This is a genomic window from Microvirga tunisiensis, from assembly GCF_009296175.1.
Lineage (GTDB): Bacteria > Pseudomonadota > Alphaproteobacteria > Rhizobiales > Beijerinckiaceae > Microvirga > Microvirga tunisiensis.
This window is the reverse complement of record NZ_VOSK01000027.1, coordinates 1-18,671: the sequence shown is the minus strand read 5'-3', so window position 1 is coordinate 18,671 and position 18,671 is coordinate 1. Positions and strand designations below refer to the sequence as shown.

The 18,671-nt window shown below is 65.2% G+C and carries 13 protein-coding genes and 3 pseudogenes; 3 read left to right on the top strand and 13 right to left on the bottom strand.

The window, feature by feature from the left end; all coding sequences use genetic code 11:
* Positions 1–102: 102 nt before the first annotated feature.
* Positions 103–1,083, top strand: a pseudogene (locus tag FS320_RS10180) (IS481 family transposase); the annotation flags it as partial.
* A 91-nt stretch (positions 1,084–1,174) separates the two neighbouring features.
* Here the strand turns inward: FS320_RS10180 and FS320_RS10175 are convergent.
* The 8 genes from FS320_RS10175 to ileS form a co-directional block, all read right to left on the bottom strand.
* The gene (locus FS320_RS10175; RefSeq protein WP_274597161.1) at positions 1,175–1,753 is read right to left on the bottom strand and encodes a transporter substrate-binding domain-containing protein; all 579 of its coding nucleotides are present in this window, start codon (positions 1,751–1,753) and stop codon (positions 1,175–1,177) included.
* 199 nt (positions 1,754–1,952) lie between these two features.
* A complete protein-coding gene (gene mutL, locus FS320_RS10170) occupies positions 1,953–3,803 on the bottom strand; it encodes a DNA mismatch repair endonuclease MutL (protein WP_152711360.1) in 1,851 nt (616 codons plus the stop codon).
* A gap of 289 nt (positions 3,804–4,092) precedes the next feature.
* Positions 4,093–5,409: a glucose-6-phosphate isomerase gene (locus FS320_RS10165; protein WP_152711359.1), complete on the bottom strand. Its 1,317-nt coding sequence runs from the start codon at positions 5,407–5,409 to the stop codon at positions 4,093–4,095.
* Between the two features lie 152 nt (positions 5,410–5,561).
* Positions 5,562–6,839 (bottom strand): M16 family metallopeptidase, encoded by a 1,278-nt coding sequence (locus FS320_RS10160; RefSeq protein WP_152711358.1) that lies wholly within the window; start codon positions 6,837–6,839, stop codon positions 5,562–5,564.
* Between the two features lie 26 nt (positions 6,840–6,865).
* Positions 6,866–8,197 (bottom strand): M16 family metallopeptidase, encoded by a 1,332-nt coding sequence (locus FS320_RS10155; RefSeq protein ID WP_152711357.1) that lies wholly within the window; start codon positions 8,195–8,197, stop codon positions 6,866–6,868.
* Between the two features lie 215 nt (positions 8,198–8,412).
* On the bottom strand, positions 8,413–9,051 hold the full coding sequence (locus FS320_RS10150) for a hypothetical protein (RefSeq protein ID WP_152711356.1): 639 nt from the start codon (positions 9,049–9,051) through the stop codon (positions 8,413–8,415).
* An 87-nt stretch (positions 9,052–9,138) separates the two neighbouring features.
* Positions 9,139–9,606: a signal peptidase II gene (gene lspA / locus FS320_RS10145; RefSeq protein WP_338105315.1), complete on the bottom strand. Its 468-nt coding sequence runs from the start codon at positions 9,604–9,606 to the stop codon at positions 9,139–9,141.
* A 149-nt stretch (positions 9,607–9,755) separates the two neighbouring features.
* Entirely contained in the window at positions 9,756–12,698 is a 2,943-nt protein-coding gene (gene ileS / locus FS320_RS10140) for an isoleucine--tRNA ligase (RefSeq protein ID WP_152711355.1), read from the bottom strand.
* A gap of 293 nt (positions 12,699–12,991) precedes the next feature.
* Between ileS and msrB the strand changes: the two genes are divergently transcribed.
* Positions 12,992–13,495: a peptide-methionine (R)-S-oxide reductase MsrB gene (msrB, locus tag FS320_RS10135; protein WP_152711354.1), complete on the top strand. Its 504-nt coding sequence runs from the start codon at positions 12,992–12,994 to the stop codon at positions 13,493–13,495.
* A gap of 9 nt (positions 13,496–13,504) precedes the next feature.
* Positions 13,505–14,674: a DUF3095 domain-containing protein gene (locus FS320_RS10130; RefSeq protein ID WP_152711353.1), complete on the top strand. Its 1,170-nt coding sequence runs from the start codon at positions 13,505–13,507 to the stop codon at positions 14,672–14,674.
* 157 nt (positions 14,675–14,831) lie between these two features.
* On the opposite strand, the gene FS320_RS10125 is transcribed toward FS320_RS10130, so the two are convergent.
* The 5 genes and pseudogenes from FS320_RS10125 to FS320_RS50685 all read right to left on the bottom strand — a co-directional run.
* Positions 14,832–15,776 (bottom strand): bifunctional riboflavin kinase/FAD synthetase, encoded by a 945-nt coding sequence (locus tag FS320_RS10125; protein ID WP_152711352.1) that lies wholly within the window; start codon positions 15,774–15,776, stop codon positions 14,832–14,834.
* Positions 15,777–16,022: 246 nt separating this feature from the next.
* Entirely contained in the window at positions 16,023–16,898 is an 876-nt protein-coding gene (locus FS320_RS10120; protein ID WP_152711351.1) for a TIGR01459 family HAD-type hydrolase, read from the bottom strand.
* A 165-nt stretch (positions 16,899–17,063) separates the two neighbouring features.
* Positions 17,064–17,513, bottom strand: a complete 450-nt coding sequence (locus tag FS320_RS49705; protein ID WP_274597160.1) for an EAL domain-containing protein — start codon at positions 17,511–17,513, stop codon at positions 17,064–17,066.
* Between the two features lie 74 nt (positions 17,514–17,587).
* Positions 17,588–17,905 (bottom strand): annotated as a pseudogene (locus tag FS320_RS49700) (EAL domain-containing protein); the annotation flags it as partial.
* 634 nt (positions 17,906–18,539) lie between these two features.
* Positions 18,540–18,671: pseudogene (locus FS320_RS50685) on the bottom strand (IS481 family transposase); the annotation flags it as partial.

The following is an 18,671-nucleotide window of genomic DNA, read 5'->3' as shown; positions in this document are numbered from 1 at the left end:
GGTAGCGGAACGTTGTTGGGATCAGGTGCGTTACGCCATTGAGGAGTATACTTGGCGCTTTGACGGCCTGCGACGCCGAGCTTCTCACCGCAGGAGGACGTGATGCACTCCCTTCATCCGCAAGCCCGCACCACCCCCGCCGTCCGCCAAGAGATCGCCCGCTCGAGAGAGCCCACCGGCGTGCTGGCCCAGCGCTTCAGCGTGAGCACCGAGACCATCCGCAAGTGGCGCAAGCGCGGAGCACAGGACTGCCAGGACCATAGCAGCCGGCCGCACAAGCTGCCCTGGAAGGCCACCGAGGAAGAGCGCGCCATCGTCTGTGCCCTGCGCCAGGCCACCGGCTTTCCGCTCGACGATCTGACCTTCATCGTCACGCATTTCCTGCCGCATCTCAACCGCGATGCCGTCTACCGCATCCTCAAGGCGGAAGGCTTGGGACGATTGCCCCCGGCGCAGCAGCGCCAGCGCCGGAGCGGCACGTTCAAGGATTACGATCTTGGCTTCATCCACATGGACATCAAGCACCTGCCCAAGCTGCAGACCGCCAACGGGGAGCGCCGCAAGCGCTATTTGTATGTGGCCATCGACCGCTGCTCACGGTGGGTGCATCTGGCCGTCAAGGACGATGAGCTGGCCACCAGCGCGGTCGCCTTCCTGAAAGAGGCGGTCCGCGCGTTTCCCTTCAAGGTCACGCACGTGCTCACCGACAGAGGATCCTGCTTTACCGCCGATGGCTTTGAAGAGGCCTGCCGCCAGCTGAAGCTGGAGCACCGCAGGACCAAGCCGTATACACCGCAGACCAATGGTCTCGTGGAGCGCTTCAACGGGCGGGTGCAGCGCGAGGTGCTCGGCATCACGATCTATAGCCATCGGGATCTCGAGACGCTGCTCAAGGGCTTCAATCAGGCTTACAACAGGAGACGTCAGCGCGTGCTGAAGGGGCGAGCACCGGATGAGGTGGTGCGCAGCCGCCTGGCCGCCGAGCCGAAGCTGGCCAACCGCCGCTACAAGCCGCCCGATTCAGACGCGTTGCCGCCCGCCCTCCAGGTCATCGCTGCCGCCAAGGAGGTCTCGCATCCAGACAAACTCGGGCTTGCGCAGGGTTCCGCTCAAAGCCGTCGCATCCGCCAGAACCGCATCGATGCGCCCCGCCGCAAGGTCGAGATCATGCTGTTCAGTGGTCTTGTACTCGCGGATCTCGGCGACATCCTTCAGATACTTGTCGGCAAAGTTCGAGTGGATGGTCGAGGTCTGGACGCCGATGGTCTTGCCTTTCAGGAGCGGCTTCAGATCGGCGATGGCTTTTTCGGCAGCCGCCTGCTGGGTCGACAGATTGAAGGATTGCCCCGTCCCCGGCATCTTGGCGAGCGGCGAGCGGCGAGTCCTTGGAAACGAGGAAGCCGTTGGGTCCGGCGGCGTAGGGATTCGAGAAGTCGATGGTCTTCTTGCGCTCCTCGGTGATGCTCATGCCGGCCATGATGGCGTCGTACTTCTTCGCCTGAAGCGCCGGGATGATGCCGTCCCAATCCTGGGCTACGATCTCGCACTTCACCTTCATGCGCCCGCAGAGCTCGTTGGCGAGGTCGATCTCGAAGCCCTCGAGCTTGCCTCCAGGGCCGGTGAAGTTCCACGGCTCGTAGGCGCCTTCCGTGGCGATCTTGACGGTTTCCCACTTCTTGCCCTGCGCGAAGGCGCCACCAACCGCCAGCGTGGCGGCAAGGACAGAGACACTCACGATTTTCGAGACCTTCATCGCCATTCTCCTGCTTCAAAGGGCTGGCCTAAAGTTAAATCGCGCTGCTCGCAATTGTTCGAAGCACGTCGCATCGATGTGATGACATAAGGCGCACGAAGGCGCCGGCAGCTTGGGTTAAATACCTGTCTCAGCTCCGGCCACTTTAGCGCATTTTCACGCCTGTGCGTAGAACGCCCGCCCTCTGCGGCAGTGCTCCCTATCGCCGCCCGAACAGCCGCTCGATATCCGTCAGCTTGAGCTCCACGTAAGTCGGCCGCCCGTGATTGCACTGGCCGGAGAGCGGCGTCGCTTCCATCTCGCGCAACAGGGCGTTCATCTCCTCGGGCCGCATGCGGCGCCCGGCCCGGATGGAACCGTGGCAGGACATGCGCGAGAGCACGGCATCGAGCCGCTCCTCCAGCGGGCTCGCGGCCCCCTGCCCCCACTCCGCGAGGGCATCGGCCACGTCCTGCACCAGCGCCTTGATGCGCCCACCCGCGAGCGCGGAGGGCACCTCACGCACCAGCAGCGCCCCGTGACCGAAAGGCTCGACCACGAGGCCGAGGCTCTCGAGGGACGAGGCCTCCGCCAGCACGCGGTCGGCATCGACGGGATCGAGATCCACCACGTCGGGGATCAGTAGCAATTGCCGCGCAATGCCCGACGAAGCGCGCTCACGCTTCAGGCGCTCGTAGACGAGGCGCTCATGCGCCGCGTGCTGATCGACGATGACGATGCCGTCCTGCGTCTGCGCGACGATGTAGGTGCCGTGCAATTGCGCGCGGGCGGCGCCGAGAGGCGCCTCTTCCGTTTCCGCCTGGACCTCATGAAGCGTCGCGCGGCTATCCGCAGAGGGGCTTGCGAGATCGGAGAGGCTCGCCTGTCGTTCGGCAAGCCCGGACGCCGGAGCGTACGATCTCTCCGATCCATCGAGCGGAGCCTGCCAATTGGCAAAGGCGCTGGTCGGGCGGATCGCATGCGTGCGATGCGGATAGGCCCGAGGCGACGGCAGCGCCCCTTGAGGACGCAGGCTTTCCAGCGTACGCGTGCCGCCGGTCGACGAGGCACGGAAGGCATAGCGGGTGATGGCCTCCTTCAGCGCACCCACCACGAAGCCGCGCACGAAAGCGGGATCGCGGAAGCGCACCTCGGTCTTGGCCGGATGCACGTTGACGTCCACCGCGCGGGGATCGAGATCGATCATGATGGCAAGCACCGGATGCCGGTCGGACGCCATCACATCGGCATAGGCGCCGCGCACGGCGCCGAGCAGCAGCTTGTCGCGCACAGGCCGCCCATTGACCACGAAATGGATCGCGGTGCCGGTGCCGCGATGATAGGTCGGCAGGCTCGCAAAGCCGGTGAGCCGAACGCCCTCGCGCTCGACGCCGATGGACATGGCGTTCTCGTGGAACTCCGCCCCCAGCACGCGCGAGAGACGGCGCAGGAAACCATGCTCGCCGGGCTCCTCCGGCGGGTAGGTGAAGGCGGTGATGTGCTCGCCCGACAGGGTGAAGCGGATCGTCGGATGCGCGATGGCCAAGCGCTTGACGATCTCCGCCACCGCCTGAGCCTCGGAGCGGTCGCTCTTGAGAAATTTCAAACGTGCGGGCGTAGCGGCAAACAGATCCGTCACCTCGACGCGCGTGCCTTTGGGCGCGGGTGCCGGTCGCACCGGACCCTTGACGCCGGCCTCCACCACGATGGACGAGCCGGTCTCGGCCTCGGCCGTCCGGGTGACGATGGCGAGGCGCGCGACCGCGCCGATGGAGGGCAATGCTTCGCCGCGGAAACCCAGCGTGTTGATCGAAAACAGATCGCCGTCCGGCAGCTTGGAGGTGGCGTGGCGCTCGACCGCCAGCTCCACATCCTCCGGGGTCATGCCCCGGCCGTCGTCGATGATGCGGATCAGGCGCCGCCCGCCGGCCTCGACGGCAATCTCGATGGAGGAGGCGCCCGCATCGACGGCGTTCTCCACGAGCTCCTTCACCGCTGCCGCCGGGCGCTCGACGACCTCGCCCGCAGCGATGCGGTCGACGAGGATGGGATCGAGGCGGCGGACATGCATGCGAGGCGTCTAACCTTCAGATTCGTAAGAAGAGAACATAGGGGCTGAAGGCGGCGGAAACCAGAACGCGCGACGTTATTCCCCTGCTGACTTCACGTGTCATCCCGGACGGCGCAGCCGATCCGGGATCGGCACCCAGGATGGACATATCGCTTGCCGTCATCACCGGCCTCGTGCCGGTGATCCCGATTGCATGAAGCGGCGCGCCTCTCCTTATCGAGATGGCCGGCACAAGGCCGGCCATGACATGGAGGCATGATGTGGAGGCATGACGTGGAATGATGATCCCTCACCCCTGCGTCAGATACTCCTTCGCCAGGATCTTGGCTTCTTCCACGGCCGGCTGATCGAACGGGTCGACACCCGTGGCGTAGCCAGCCAGGATCGTCTCCAGCATGAAATGCATAAGAAGCTCGCCCAGAGCACGCTCGTTCAGGGTCTCGATATGAATCTGACGGGTCGGGCGGCTGTTCTTGGCGAAGGTGTCCGCCATGGCACGGCCTTGGGCAGCCACAAGGTCGCCGATGGTCCTGCCGGCGAAGCCCGTTTGGCCCGCGCGCTTGGCCAGCGCCTCATTCATGACGGGGCCCTTGCCGGCAACGCCGGTGGTCAGCACCGTGAAGAGCTTGTCGTTGGGGCCGGCCAAATAGAGCTGCTGCTGACTGTGCTGGTCCACGGGCCCGATGGCGGCGACGGGCTGCGTGCCTTTGCCGTCCTTGCCCACGCTCTCGGCCCAGAGCTGGACCCACCAGCGGGTGAAGCGCTCGAGGCGATCCGCATAGGCCATGGTGACCGCAATGCCCTTCCCGGCCTTCGCGGCCGCGACGTTCAGCGCAGCCCCCAGAGCGGCCGGCGCGTCCTTGGCCGCCGCACCGTTGCGGAAGGGCTCATACGCGTCCGCCGCGCCCTGCCGGATGGCTTCGATGTCGAGACCGAGCACGGCGGCCGGCAAGAGGCCCACATTGGTCAGCACCGAATAGCGCCCGCCGATACCCGTGTGGTGGTCCAGGAAGCGCACCCCCTCAGGCTCCAGGAGATCGCGAAGAGCGTTCTTGCCGCCATCCTTGCGAGGCTCGGACAGACCGAGGAACAGATCATTGGGATGGGAGCGCAGGCCCGCCTTCTCCAGGGCCGTGAGCACGGCAATGGTCTGCATCAGCGTCTCGCCCGTGCCGCCGGATTTCGAGATCGCCACGAACTTTGTCGAGGAGAGCGGCAGCTTGTGCAGGACGCGGTCGAAGGTGATGGGATCGAGATTGTCGAGGAAGTGGATGCGCGGGCTCTCGGTGAACCGCCCGGTGCCCGGCACCGCATAATCCTTCAGCTGAGCCAGGGTCTGCCCGCCGAGGCTCGATCCGCCCACGCCGAGAATGACCACATCCGTCGCATCGTCGCGCAGAAAGGCCGCCGCCTCGCGAATGCTTGCCAGATCGTCGGTGGTGCGAGGCATGTGGAGCAGCGGCAGCCGGCCCGAAGAGTCATCCTCGGCCAGCCGCTTCATGGCTTCCCCGACAAGCCCCAGCGCGTCGTCGAGCGCCGCCTGCGGCAGACCGCCTCCCCCGATATTGGCGTCAAGGGCAAGATCGATCGATTGCTGCAGGGCCATGAGCGTACTCCGACTCGTTCAAAGTGGGAGCGAAAGATTAGGGCAGAGCGGGGCCCGAGGCTAGGGTCGAGGATTTCGGCCTCACCGATCGCACCTGTGCCCGATGGCTATTCCGTGCGATCGCCGGGAAATCTCCGACCATCATGGCAGCCTCACACCCCTGTCGGCCGTCCAGCAATCACCGTGAGCATCTTTCCGTCGCCGAAGATGCGTTCGGCGGCCTTGCGGATGTCGGCCTGCGTCACCGCACCGACGAGGCCGTTGCGGCGGCCGATATAGTCGATGCCGAGGCCCTCGAAGGCGATCTGCGCCAGGGTATGGGCGATCTTGGTCGACGTGTCGAAGCCGAGTGCATAGGAACCGATGAGATAATCCTTGGCCTTCTGCAACTCGTCGTCGGACGGGCCTTCGCTCGTCAGCTTCGCCATCTCGTCGGCGATGACGTCGAGCGCTTCGACCACGCGCTCGTTCTTGGTGGCGGTGTAGCCCCAGGTCATGCTCGCCGAGCGGTAGCTCACGAGGGATGTGCCGACGCTGTAGGCGAGGCCGCGCTTCTCGCGCACCTCCTGGAACAGGCGCGAGGTGAAGGCGCCGCCGCCGAGGATGTGGTTGAGCACATAGGCCGGGATGAAGCCCGGATCACGCCAGGCAATGCCGTTCATGCCGAAGCGGATGACCGATTGCGGCACGTCGAGATCGACCACGATGCGCGACCCCAGCATCTGCAGCGACGCTGGCTCGATGATGCTGAGCGCCTCGGCCTCGGGCAAGGAGCCGAACACCTTGTCGAGCAGAACGGAGAGATTGTCGCTGCCGATGGCGCCGACGACGGCGACCTTCACGCGACCGCGGGCGATGATCGCCTTATGCATGTCGATGAGATCGTCCCGCGTGATTGCCGCGACGCTCTCGGGCGTGCCGGAGGTCGGGCGGCCATAGGGGTGGCCGGCAAAGCCTTCCTCGAAGAACCGGCGCGTTGCCATGACGCCCGGATCGTTCTGCTGGTACTTCAGGCCCGCGATGGTCTGGGCCCGGACGCGCTCGATGGAATCCTGATCGAAGCGCGGCTCGGCGAGCGCGAGGCGCAGCAGCTCGAAGGCTTCGTCCGCATGCTTGACCAGCGTCTTCAGGGAGCCTCCGAGCGCATCGTTGCCGGCATTGAAGGACAGCTCGATGGCGTGCGCCGCCAGACGCTCCTGAAACGCATCGGAATCGTATTCACCCGCACCTTCGTCGAGCAGACGCGCGAGCATCTGCGCCACGCCCGGCTTGTCCGCAGGATCATGTGCCGAGCCGCCCTCGAAAATGAAGGAAACGGCAATCAGCGGCACCACGTCGGATTCGACGTGCCAAGCCTCGACGCCGCGGGCTGAGGTCAGGGCCTTCACCGTGGTCGGAGACGAGGACATGGTTTCGACAGAAGCTGTCATAGTTACCTCGGTTCTTGTGCAGGCGGTCAGGAAGCCGACTTCTGCAGATAACCCGTCACGGAACGGCGGGGGGTGAGATAGCGCTCGGCGACGGAGGCCAGATCGTCCTTCAGAACGGTCTCGATCTCGACCGGCCAGCGACGCACCTCCTCGATGGTCTCGCCGATGGCGAGCGCCGAGCCGTAGATGCGGGCGAGCGAGGATTGGCTGTCGGTGGAATAGATCGTCTCGGCAACGAGGCGCGTTTTGGCGCGCTCGATGGAATCCGCATCCAGCGCCTCGGCGGGAATCGTCTTGAGCACCTGATCGACGGCCTCTTCCAGCGCCTGCAGCGATACGCCTTCGGCCGGCACCGCATAGACACAGAAACGCGTGTCCTCCATGGCGGAGGACATGTACCAGGCGCCGGCATTCACGGCGATGCCGCGCTCCATCACGAGCTTGCGGTAGAGATAAGATGTCGGGCCGCCGCCGATCACTTCGGCGAGAAGCTCGAGCGCATAGCAATCGCGCTGCGATGCCGTGCGGCAGGACGGCACGAGATAGAGCCGCTGCATGGTCGGCTGCTCGACCTTGGGATCGGCTACGGTGACGTGACGCGCGGCCACGGGCTCCGGCTCGCGCGGGCGCAGCCGCACCGGACGCTTGCCCTGCGGCGCGATGCGGCCATAGGTGGCATCGGCCAAGCGGCGTACCTCGTCCTCGCTCACGTCGCCTGCAACGACCAGGATGCCGTTCTCGGGCGTGTAGAAACGACGATAGTAATCGAGCGCGTTGTCGCGATTGAGCGTCTCGATCTCGTGCATCCAGCCGATGATCGGAATGCCGTAAGGGTGATGCACGAAGAGCGAAGCCGCCATGGCTTCCGAGAGCTGAGCGGAAGGGTCGGTCTCGACGCGCATGCGGCGCTCTTCCAGCACCACGTCGCGCTCGGGGGCGATGACGGATTCTTCCAGAAGGAGGTTCGTCATGCGATCCGCCTCGAACTCCATCATGGTCTTGAGGTTCTCGCGGGCGACGCGCTGGAAGTAGGCCGTGTAGTCGAACGAGGTGAACGCATTCTCCTGACCGCCGAGACCGGAGACCACCTTCGAGAACTCGCCTGCCGGATGCTTCTCGGTGCCCTTGAACATCAGGTGCTCGAGGAAGTGCGCGATGCCCGATTGTCCGAGCGGATCGTCCGCCGAACCGTTGCGGTACCAGATCATGTGCGTAACGACGGGAACGCGGCGATCCGGAATGACGACGACATCGAGGCCGTTATCGAGCGTGAAGGAGGACAGGTTCGGACCACTGCCTTCCGTCCGCCCGAAGGAGGCGGCGTCAGCGCGAAGAAGGGGCTTTGAGGCAGTGTCCATGACGTTTCAACCTTAGCGACATCAAATCGTTTCGCAGGATGGTTCCTACGGGATAGTCAAATTAGGGGGCTATGCAAGCGAAGCCGCTGATCTTTCCTGTGCGGCACTCTTTGTCTGGAGTCGCTGGGACAGACTTGGCTTTTCATAGTCCCCATAACGTTTTCAGGCGAAGCGGGTGAACCCGTTCGCCTGAAGAAAGAAGGGAGAGACAATGCTTACTGCCTGCTCTGCTGCTGGCGGAGATAGGCCGACGGGCTGTCGGGATCACCCGACGGGATCGGATCGGCAGAAGCCTTGAGCCGGCCGCCGCCCTGGGCCTTGAGCAGTGTGCCCGGAGGATCGCTCAGGTAGCGGCGGTCGAGGCCATTGCCTTGCAGCTCCGGCTTATCGTCCTTCGCGAAGGCGCGCAGCTCGTCGGGGCTCATGCGGCCAATATCGGTCTGGCGGCCGACGGGGCCCTGCGGGCCGTTCGAATAATTGTTCGGGTTACGTCCGGCACGCATCTCCTCGATGGAGAGGGGCTTGCCTTCGGAGTGCTTGTAAAGCTCGGAGCTGGTATAGGGCGTGCGGGCCTCGGCGGCGGCCTTACGGCGAGCGGCTACGTCCGGATCCTTGGGCCAACTGCCGTTGCGCGCCTCGGCACCGCCGCCTGCGGCCGGAGCCGGCAGGTCCATCTTGGGCGGCAGCACGAGCGGAGCACGCTCGTTGTAGGTGATGGGTGCCTTTTCCTTGGGAAGGATGCCGATGCTGCCGAGAAGGCTCTTCACGGCCTCGCCTTCCTGGGCCGAAGCGCCGGTGGCGACGATCAGAAGCGCCAAGGCCCCCGCCCGGCCGATGATTTTCATTCCCTTCATGGCACCCACCATTAGTTTCTCATTGTGGCCGGAAGGCCTGATCGCTCATTCTGGCGAACATATGGCAGACGGCGCGATAAAATATCGTTATTTCGCCCGCCGCCCCTCCAGGACGAAGGAGTCATAAAGCAAACCGACCACCCCCGCAACGATGGCGGCGTCCGCCACGTTGAACACGTACCAGGACCACGAGCCGATGTGGATCTGGATGAAATCGAACACGGCCCCGTAGGCGAGCCGGTCGATGACATTGCCGATCGCTCCGCCCACGATCAGCCCGAGAGAGACGGCGAGCAGCTTGGCCGTGGTCCGGCGGATCCAGAAGGACAGGCCGATGGCGGCCAGGATGGAAATAACGATCAGCCCCCAGCGGCCGATCTCCGAGTTCTGCTGGAACAGTCCGTAAGAAATGCCCCGGTTCCAGACCACGATCAGGTTGATGAAGGGAGCGAACTCGACCGGCTCCTTCACCGGCAAGTCGTAGACGAACAGGCTGTAGAGCTTGGTGACCTGATCGAGAATGAGGGTGATCAGGGCAGCCGAGAAGCCGAGGATCGCAGCGACGGACAGGCCTCGTTGAGCCGTACGGCCCCTGCCCGATCCCTTCGAGGCGCGCGGCCGGTTCGCCGCACGCGGACGCGGCGAGCCGGGTCGAGACGTCATCCCCGCATCGGTGAGCGGCGCGCCAGTATCCTCGGACTTGCTCATTCCGCCGCCGCCTTCAGCTGATCCCACTCGCGCAAGGCCGCCGCGTCGCGGGGCGTCACGTCCGGGCAATCGGGATCGGTACCAACATCGGGCGTGACCTTCCAGGAGCGGGCGCATTTACGGCCCTGAGCGAGTGCCGGCACGACGGCGATGCCCTTCACGTCCTCAAGACGGAAGGCCTCGGCCGGGCCATCACCCTGCGCTACCTGGATGCCGGACGTGATGCAGATCTCGGCAAGGTCGAGACCCTGCACGGCCTTGAACAGGCTCTCATCGGCGATATGGACGACGGGCGCCGCCTCGAGGCTCGCGCCGATGCGCTTCTGCGCACGCTCGATCTCCAGCGCGCCGGTGACCACGCGGCGCACGCGGCGGATCTTCGCCCAGCGCTCGGCAAGCGCATCGTCGCGCCATTCCGCCGGGACCTGCGGGAAGGTTTCGAGATGCACCGACTCGGCGTGAGGATAGCGCGCGAGCCAGGCCTCCTCCGCCGTGAACGCGAGGATCGGCGCGATCCAGGTCGCCACGCACCGGAAGACCTGATCGATCACGGTGAGCGCGCTCTTGCGAACAGGGCTCGAGATCGGATCGCAATAGAGCGCGTCCTTGCGGATGTCGAAATAGAAGGCCGACAGATCCGTGGTCATGAACGAGTTGAGAAGCGCGATCACCCGCTTGTAGTCGAAGGTGCTGTAGGCCTCGCGCATCTCGCCATCGAGCTCGGAAAGGCGATGCAGCACGAAACGCTCCAGCTCCGGCATCTCAGTGAACGCAACCTTGTCGACCTCGCGGAAATGCGCCAGCGAACCCAGCATCCACCGGACCGTGTTGCGCAGCTTGCGATAGGTCTCGACGAAGGTCTTCAGGATCTCCGGGCCGATGCGCAGATCGTCCGAATAGTCGGACGCCGCCACCCAGAGGCGCAGGATGTCGGCGCCGGAATCCTGGATCACCTTCTGCGGGGCCACCACGTTGCCGAGCGACTTCGACATCTTCTGCCCCTTCTCGTCGAGGACGAAGCCGTGGGTCAGAACGATGTCGTAGGGCGCGCGGCCGCGCGTGCCGCAGCTCTCGAGCAGCGATGAGTGGAACCAGCCGCGATGCTGGTCGGAGCCTTCCAGGTACATGACCTGATCGGGCCCGCCATCCACCTTGCGCGTGACCTTCAGATCGTCGCGCTTTTCGAGCGCGAAGGCGTGGGTGCAGCCGGAATCGAACCACACGTCGAGGATGTCGTTGATCTTGTCGAAATCGTCGAGATCGTAGCCACCCGCCTTCAGGAAGCGCGAGCCGTCATCCGCGTACCACGCATCGGCGCCCTCCTTCTCGAAGGCCTGTGCGATGGCGTTGTTGACACGGTCATCCTTGAGGATCTCGTTGGTGCCCTTCTTCACGAAGACCGCGATCGGCACGCCCCAGGCGCGCTGACGCGAGACCACCCAGTCGGGCCGGTTCTCGATCATGCCGTTGATGCGGTTCTCGCCCGTCTCGGGCACCCACTCGACGGTCTTGATGCCATGGAGCGCGCGCTGACGCAGGGTGTCGCCCTTGTCGTCGAGCGGCTTGTCCATGGAGATGAACCATTGCGGCGTGTTGCGGAAGATCAGCGGGCCCTTCGAGCGCCACGAATGCGGATATTGGTGCTTGAGACGCCCGCGCGCGATGAGCGCGCCGACGAGCTTCCTGATCACCGCCTCGTTGGCGCCCGCGTCCTTGCCCTTGTCGTCATAGATGCGCTCGCCCGCGAAGAACGGCACGTCGGGGAAGTAGGACGAATCCGGTGAGACCGTGTGCGGCACCTCTTTCGTGCCGCAGGCGGCGAACACGTCGCGGTGCTTCACGTACGTATTGTAGTCGTCCGCGCCGTGACCGGGAGCCGTGTGCACGAAGCCCGTACCCGCATCGTCGGTCACGTAATCGGCCGGCAGCACCGGAACGCCGAAGTCCCAGTAGCCGTTCGCGCCGTCGAGCCCACGGAACGGATGCGCGCAGCGCTCGATCATCACCGGCAGCACGTCCTTCACGCGCCTGTATTCGGCAACGCGGGCGGATGCGAACACGTCGGCGGCAAGTTTGTCGGCAATGACGAGGCGGTCGCCCACCTTCGCCCAATTGTCTTCCGCCGCTTCCGTGATCTCGTAGAGGCCGTAGGCAATGTTTTCGCCGTAGGCGATGGCGCGGTTGGCCGGGATCGTCCAGGGAGTCGTCGTCCAGATGACCACGGACGCGCCGTCGAGATCGCCGTCCAGCGTGTTGGTGATCTTGAACTTCACCCAGATCGTGGTGGAGGTCTTCTCGTGATACTCGACCTCGGCCTCGGCGAGCGCGGTCTTTTCGACGGAGGACCACATGACGGGCTTGGAGCCGCGATAGAGCTGGTCGCTCACCGCGAACTTCATGATCTCGCGGGCGATCTGCGCTTCCGCATCATACGACATGGTCTGGTAGGGGTTCGTCCAGTCGCCCTCGACGCCGAGGCGCTTGAATTCCTCGCGCTGCACGTTGATCCATTTTTCGGCGAAGGCCCGGCATTCGCGGCGGAACTCGACGATGTCCACATCGTCCTTGTTCTTGCCCTTGGCGCGATACTCCTCCTCGATCTTCCACTCGATCGGCAGGCCGTGGCAGTCCCAACCCGGCACGTAATTGGAATCGAAACCCAGCATGCCCTGCGAGCGGACCACCATGTCCTTCAGGATCTTGTTGAGCGCATGGCCGATATGGATGTTCCCGTTGGCATAGGGCGGGCCATCGTGCAGCACGAAGCGCGGACGGCCCTTCTGGACCTCGCGCAAGCGCTCGTAGAGATTGTTCTCGTTCCAGCGCTGCAGGAGCTGCGGCTCGCGCTGCGGCAGTCCGGCCCGCATGGGGAACTCAGTCTGAGGCAGGAACAGGGTCTCGGAATAGTCTCGGGCGGCGCTTTCAGGCTTATCGGTCATGACGGTCAATCGGTCTTGTGAGGCCCGTAAATCAGGCGGGCTCATCAGGCTTCTGTCAGGGGCGAGCGGCTAGGATCCCGGACCTTCGCAGGTCATGCGAAAGCCGGGCCGATAATTCGCGCAGCGCCTATGCGGGCCACCAGCTGAGCCTGAGAAACCAAGGACATGACGACCTTTTAGCAGCGCCGGGCCGGATAATAAAGCGTGGTGATTGCCCAGGCGGCTCCCTATTTAAGGGCAGCAATCAGCCCTATAGTCTCCCAAGCAACGGGACGGGCAGGAAGGATTGAACCATGGCAGACTCAACCACCACGGCCGGACAGCGCTCCCGCGCGGGCTTCGACCTGACCCCCCCGTATCCTGAGGAACTCCGCAGGCTCACCGACAATCTCGACGACGAGGAGCGCCGCGTCATCCTGGAGCACGGAACGGAACGGCCGTTCTGCGGGATCTTCAACGAGGCCAAGGAGAAAGGCACCTATTGCTGCCGCCTCTGCGGGCTGCCCCTGTTCAATGCCGGCACCAAGTTCGAATCCGGCACCGGCTGGCCGAGCTTCTTCGACCCGATCGACCGCGATCATGTCGCCTTCGTGCGCGACACCAGCTACGGCATGGTCCGCATCGAGATCCGCTGTGCCCGCTGCGAGGGTCACCTCGGCCACGTGTTCAACGACGGCCCGCCTCCCACGGGCGAGCGCTACTGCATGAACTCGGTCTCCCTGCGCTTCGTGGCCGAAGGCGATCCGCTGCCGGATGAGCTGGGCCGAGGGGCGCCGGAGGGCGAAGTGGTGGGCTAAGGCCACCCCATGGACGCCACCAGTCCCCAGACGGGCAGCAAGGCGGAAGCGGACTTCTACGCCCGCCTGCCCGTCTTCGATCATTTCTCCCAATTGACCGATCCCGGGCTCTACATGCCGGTACCGGACGATTGGGTGCTCGGCCTCAGCGACATCGTGCGCTCGACCTCCGCCATCGGGGCTGGGCGCTACAAGGAGGTCAACACGGCCGCCGCCTCCGTCATCGCGGCGGTCTCCAACAGGCTCGGCACGAGCGAGTTTCCCTTCGTGTTCGGCGGGGACGGGGCAAGCTTCGCCCTGCCCGCGTCGCAATCCGATCTGGCGCGGGAAGTGCTTTCCGCCGTGGCGGCGTGGGTGCGGGACTCGTTCGATTTCGAACTGCGCATCGCCGTCGTTCCGGTGTCGGAGATCCGCGCCAAAGGCCATGACGTGCGTATCGCCCGCTTCGCGGCTTGTCCCGACGTCTCCTATGCCATGTTCTCCGGAGGCGGCCTCGCCTATGCCGAACAGCGGATGAAGGACGGCGTCTTCACCATTCCTCCCGCACGACCCGGCACCCTACCCGACCTTACCGGGCTCACCTGCCGCTTCGACGAGATCGCCCCCCAGCGCGGCGTCATTCTCTCCCTGATCCTTCTTACCGATCCCAAGGCGAGCACGGATACCTTCAACGCTCTCGTCGGGCAGGTTCTGTCCCTGGTCGACGGCCATGAGGCCGGGCGGCCTCTTCCCGAAGGCGGACCTGCCCTGACCACGCCCTTCAAGGGCTTCGGCATGGAGGCGAAAACCGTCAAGAAGGGTGGAGCGGGCCTCGGAGCCTTGGCGAAGCTGGCGGGACGTCGCCTGATCTCCTTCCTGGTCTTCCGATTCGGACTGAAGGTCGGCGGATTCGATCCCGCCCGCTATCGGCGCCAGCTCATCGAGAACACGGACTTCCGCAAATTCGACGCCGGCCTGCGCATGACGCTCGACTGCACCCCTGCCCTCGCCGACCGATTGGAGGCCCTGCTCATGGAGGCGCAGCAGAAAGGGACGGCTCATTACGGCCCGCACCGGCAGGACGCCGCCCTCATGACCTGCTTCGTGCCCTCGGCCACCCGCAGCGATCACATCCATTTCGTCGACGGCGCCATGGGCGGCTATGCCATGGCCGCGCGGACGCTGAAGCCGGTCGGATAGGCTTACCATTTGCGTCGTCACCGGCCTTGTGCCGGTGATCCCGTTGTGAAAAGCGCTGCATTCCGCTTTATCGAGATGGCCGGCACAAGGCCGGCCATGACGTGGAAGCTTCGGGGCCGATCCCGCGTTCCGCGGCGCAGCCCCGGGATGAGCGCAGCTAGGCGATCATCGAGACCGTCTTGTCCGCGGCGAGCATCCGCTTCGCTTCGGCCGAATCCCGATCCATCTGGGCAATCAGCGCCTCGATGCCGTCGAAGCGTTCCTCGCCACGGATCCAGCCGAGGAATTCCACATCAAGGATTTGCCCGTAGAGATCGCCGGCGAAATCGAAGAGATGCACCTCGAGCAGCGGAGCGCCGTTGTCGAAGGTGGGGCGGCGGCCGAAGCTGGCGACGCCGTCCACCGGCTTGCCCGCCACCGAGGCCCTGACCGCGTAAATGCCTTGCCGGAGGCGGCAATCGTCAGGCAGGCGCATATTGGCCGTGGGATAGCCGAGGACCCGGCCGCGCTTGTCGCCGTGGCGCACCTCGGCCCGGACGAACCAGCGATAGCCGAGAAGCCGGTTGGCCGTGGCGATGTCGCCCGCCTCCAGAGCGGCGCGAATGGCGCTGGAGGAAACGGGCTCCGTTCCTTCGACGATGGCCGGAGCGATCAGGCATTCGAGCCCCCGCTCGCGGCAAAGCTCGGCCATGCGCGCCGGATTGCCCTCGCGTCCGCGGCCGAAATGGAAATCGTGGCCGATCACCACCCCTGAGAGCTGCAGCTCCTGCGCCAGCAGATCCACGAAGCCCGGAGCCGTCAGCGCCGCGAGGCTTCCGCTGAACCTTCTCTGGAATACACCGTCGAGGCCGAGACGCGCGAAGATCTTGAGCTTCACGACCTCGGGCGTCAGCCGGAACAGCGGCCTGTCGGGCTGGAAGAAGGTGCGCGGATGCGGCTCGAAGGTGACGACCGCCGCCGGTTTTCCGGAGGTCAGGACCATCGTCAGGAGATGCTGGTGTCCCCGATGCACGCCGTCGAAATTGCCGATGGCCGCCATGGCTCCCTTGAGGCTCTCGGGCACGGGCTCGCCATCGCGGCAGATCGCGAACATGGGGGGCATCGGGAGAGAAACCTCGGAACTCATCTGTGCAGGGATCGGTGCGGGCGCGACCCTGTCGAAAACCGGCTCTCGGGTCAAGGGAGGCGGCGTTAGCGATCCAGTCCGACGTGATTCTCGGACGACGATAACCCCCTCGGACGTGTTGGCCAGCCCGTCCCGGCCATCCCGTTTCTTTGAAGCGCAGCGCCTCTCGCATCGGGATCACCGGCACAAGGCCGGTGATGACGCGAGGGGTCCTGGGCGGCTCTACCAGGACAGCACTTCCGTAAAAGCTGTGGGCCGGACCGGCTGCCGGTCCACCCAGTCCTGCACGTGACCCGAGACCAAGCCCCCGTTGTGAAGGCCCAGTTCCTCCGCGTGAATGCCGCGAGCGACCATCAGCGAGTCGATGCCGAAGCCCACGGCGCCCGCGATGTCGGTGCGGATCGCATCGCCGACCGCGAGCACCCTCTCCTTCGGAATGGCCCGGCCGCTCAACTCGGCCGCGACGTCAAGAGCCCGATCATAGACGGGGCCGTGGGGCTTTCCGGCATAGAAGACCTTGCCGCCCATTTCCTCGTAAGCCAGGGCAATCGTTCCCGCGCAGGGCAGAATCATGTTCCCGCGCTCGACGATGAGATCGGGATTGGCGCAGACCATGAGCAGGTCGCGCCGGCGCATGGCTTCGAGCGGGGCCCGGTAATCCTCGACCGTCTCCTCCTCGTCGTTGTCGAAACCGGAGCAGACCACGTAGTCGGCCTCGTCGATGGAGCCGAAACGGACATCGAGCCCGTTGTAGATCGGCATGTCGCGTGGCGGGCCGACATGGTGAACGATCCTGTCGATGCGCTCCTCGATGGCGAGCCGCGTCAGATCGCCGGAGGTGACGATGGCGTCATAGGCCGCGCGGGGCACGCCGAAGCCGTCGAGCTGCGTCCCGACCGACGCACCGGGACGCGGCGCATTGGAGACGAGGACGACCCGTCCGCCCTTGGCGCGAAAGCGCGTGAGCGCATCGCTGGCCGACTCATAGGCTTTGACCCCGTTGTGCAGCACGCCCCAGACATCGCACAGGACGAGATCGTAGCGGTCGGCGAGAGATTGCAGGCCCTCGACGTGAACAGGACGGGACAAGGCGGTCATGGGGTCTCACTAGCGCATCGTGCTTCAAAACGGGCCCGGTTTTCCGCGCCAAACGATGCGTGAGTCAAGATGACGAGCGTCGGATTGATCCTAAAAGTGGGTTCCACGTTCAGGTCCGGCGCTCTTGTGATGAACTCGGGCGGATAGGCCCTTGCGTCGTTCCGGTCAACCGGCGCGGCGCAGAAGGGTCGGCGCATCCTCCAGGCCGAAGGGTTGCGGAGCCGTCGGCTCACCGGCAACCTCCGGTTTGACCGGGCGAGGTCCCGCGAAGACGAAGCCCTGCGCCAGCGGCACCCCGAGATCGCAGAGCACGGGCACCATGTCTCCCTCGTCCACCCGCTCGGCGATGAGCCGGATGCCCTGGCGGCGCAGGGCCGAGGCGAAATCGCGCACGTCGAGCTCCGGCCCGGCATAGCGGCCATCCGCCTGCTCGGCCGCCTCGATCATGAGATCGGCCGGCAGCTTCATGAACCGGATGCCGAGATCCGCCAGCGCCACGGGATCGAACCGGAGATCGGTGGCGCGATCCAGGGAAAACGGCACGCCACGCTCGCGCAATATTGCGAGCGCCGCCCTGTGATCCGCGTCGAGATGGCGCCAGCTGTGCTGGGGCATCTCGAGAACGATCTTGGCTGGGGCATCTCGAGAACGATCTTGCCGAGAAGATCGGGGCTGGTGTCGAGCAGGCCCGCAAGCGACCACAGGAAGCCGGGCTCGGCGATGGAATGAGCCGTGAGATTAACGCCCACGATGGCCTCGCTGCCGCGGGCGACGAGATGGCGGGCGATAGCCATGGAGCGGATCAGGACCCGCCGGTCGAAATCCGACGCGCGGCCGGAAGCCTCGAGCAGAGGCAGGAATTCTCCCGGTCCCAGCAGGGTTCCGTCCGCCAGGCGCAGCCGGGCCAGCGCCTCGTAGAAGCGAATCTTGGTGTGCGGCAGCGAAACCACGGGCTGCAGGTGCAGCTCGATCCGGTCGGCCTCGAAGGCCTGGGTCACCAGCCTCATGCGGCTGACCTCCTCGGCCGAGGGCCTGCGCATGGAGGGCAGCAGGGACGGCTCGGGGAAGCGCGCGGCCTGCACCCGCTCGGGCAGCATCGGGCTCGTCTTCGCGCTGGTTTCCTGCAAGCTGACGGACTGCGCCAGCTCGCGCAGGACAGTCACCGGGCTGTCCGCAAGCACCGGCGGGCGCAGGACCAGCGGAGCGGCCGGAATCCGCTCTTCCTGCTCGAGGCCCGCAAGCTGGATGGCCAATGTCTGCCGCTCCGTTTCGGCCTGCCACCACAGAACGACAAGACCGAAGAAGACGGCCATGATCACGAAGCCGAGAAGCGGCAGGACGAGGCTCGCCTCCATCGGCACATAGGCCGAAGCGGCGGCCGTCAGAAAGGCCGGCGTGAAGGCGAGCAGCGCCGTCTTCCTGTCCCCTCGCGCATCGTGCGGAAAAGTGGACCCGTCTTTTCGCGGACGCCCACCTTCGGTTCGCACCGACCGATGCGCCTGGAAAGGAAAGGAGCGTCGGATGGATCCCAAAAGCGGAATCCACTTTTGAGTCCAGTGCTCTCGGCCCGGAATCTTATTGTTCTTCGTCACCATGGGTGCCCCCGCTCCCCTGGCTCGGCGAAAGTGCGCGAATCAGTTGTTAACTGTCTGGATGCGAGACCTCCTTGGCATGAGCGATGACCTGGAGGGCTGGCGGCAACGCGTCTGCATCGGGTGGCTTGTAGCGGCGGTTGGCGAGCTTCGGCTCGGCAGCCAGGCGGCTTCGCACAAC

Bases quoted from the DNA above. Each gene is read 5' to 3' on its own strand.
- FS320_RS10175 (WP_274597161.1), bottom strand. From the start codon at position 1,753: ATGAAGGTCTCGAAAATCGTGAGTGTCTCTGTCCTTGCCGCCACGCTG.
- FS320_RS10130 (WP_152711353.1), top strand. From the start codon at position 13,505: ATGGACGCCACCAGTCCCCAGACGGGCAGCAAGGCGGAAGCGGACTTC.
- mutL (WP_152711360.1), bottom strand. From the start codon at position 3,803: ATGCATGTCCGCCGCCTCGATCCCATCCTCGTCGACCGCATCGCTGCG.
- FS320_RS10125 (WP_152711352.1), bottom strand. From the start codon at position 15,776: ATGCCCCCCATGTTCGCGATCTGCCGCGATGGCGAGCCCGTGCCCGAG.
- FS320_RS10155 (WP_152711357.1), bottom strand. From the start codon at position 8,197: ATGGACACTGCCTCAAAGCCCCTTCTTCGCGCTGACGCCGCCTCCTTC.
- FS320_RS10120 (WP_152711351.1), bottom strand. From the start codon at position 16,898: ATGACCGCCTTGTCCCGTCCTGTTCACGTCGAGGGCCTGCAATCTCTC.
- FS320_RS10150 (WP_152711356.1), bottom strand. From the start codon at position 9,051: ATGAAGGGAATGAAAATCATCGGCCGGGCGGGGGCCTTGGCGCTTCTG.
- msrB (WP_152711354.1), top strand. From the start codon at position 12,992: ATGGCAGACTCAACCACCACGGCCGGACAGCGCTCCCGCGCGGGCTTC.
- ileS (WP_152711355.1), bottom strand. From the start codon at position 12,698: ATGACCGATAAGCCTGAAAGCGCCGCCCGAGACTATTCCGAGACCCTG.
- FS320_RS10165 (WP_152711359.1), bottom strand. From the start codon at position 5,409: ATGGCCCTGCAGCAATCGATCGATCTTGCCCTTGACGCCAATATCGGG.
- FS320_RS10160 (WP_152711358.1), bottom strand. From the start codon at position 6,839: ATGACAGCTTCTGTCGAAACCATGTCCTCGTCTCCGACCACGGTGAAG.
- FS320_RS49705 (WP_274597160.1), bottom strand. From the start codon at position 17,513: ATGCCCCAGCACAGCTGGCGCCATCTCGACGCGGATCACAGGGCGGCG.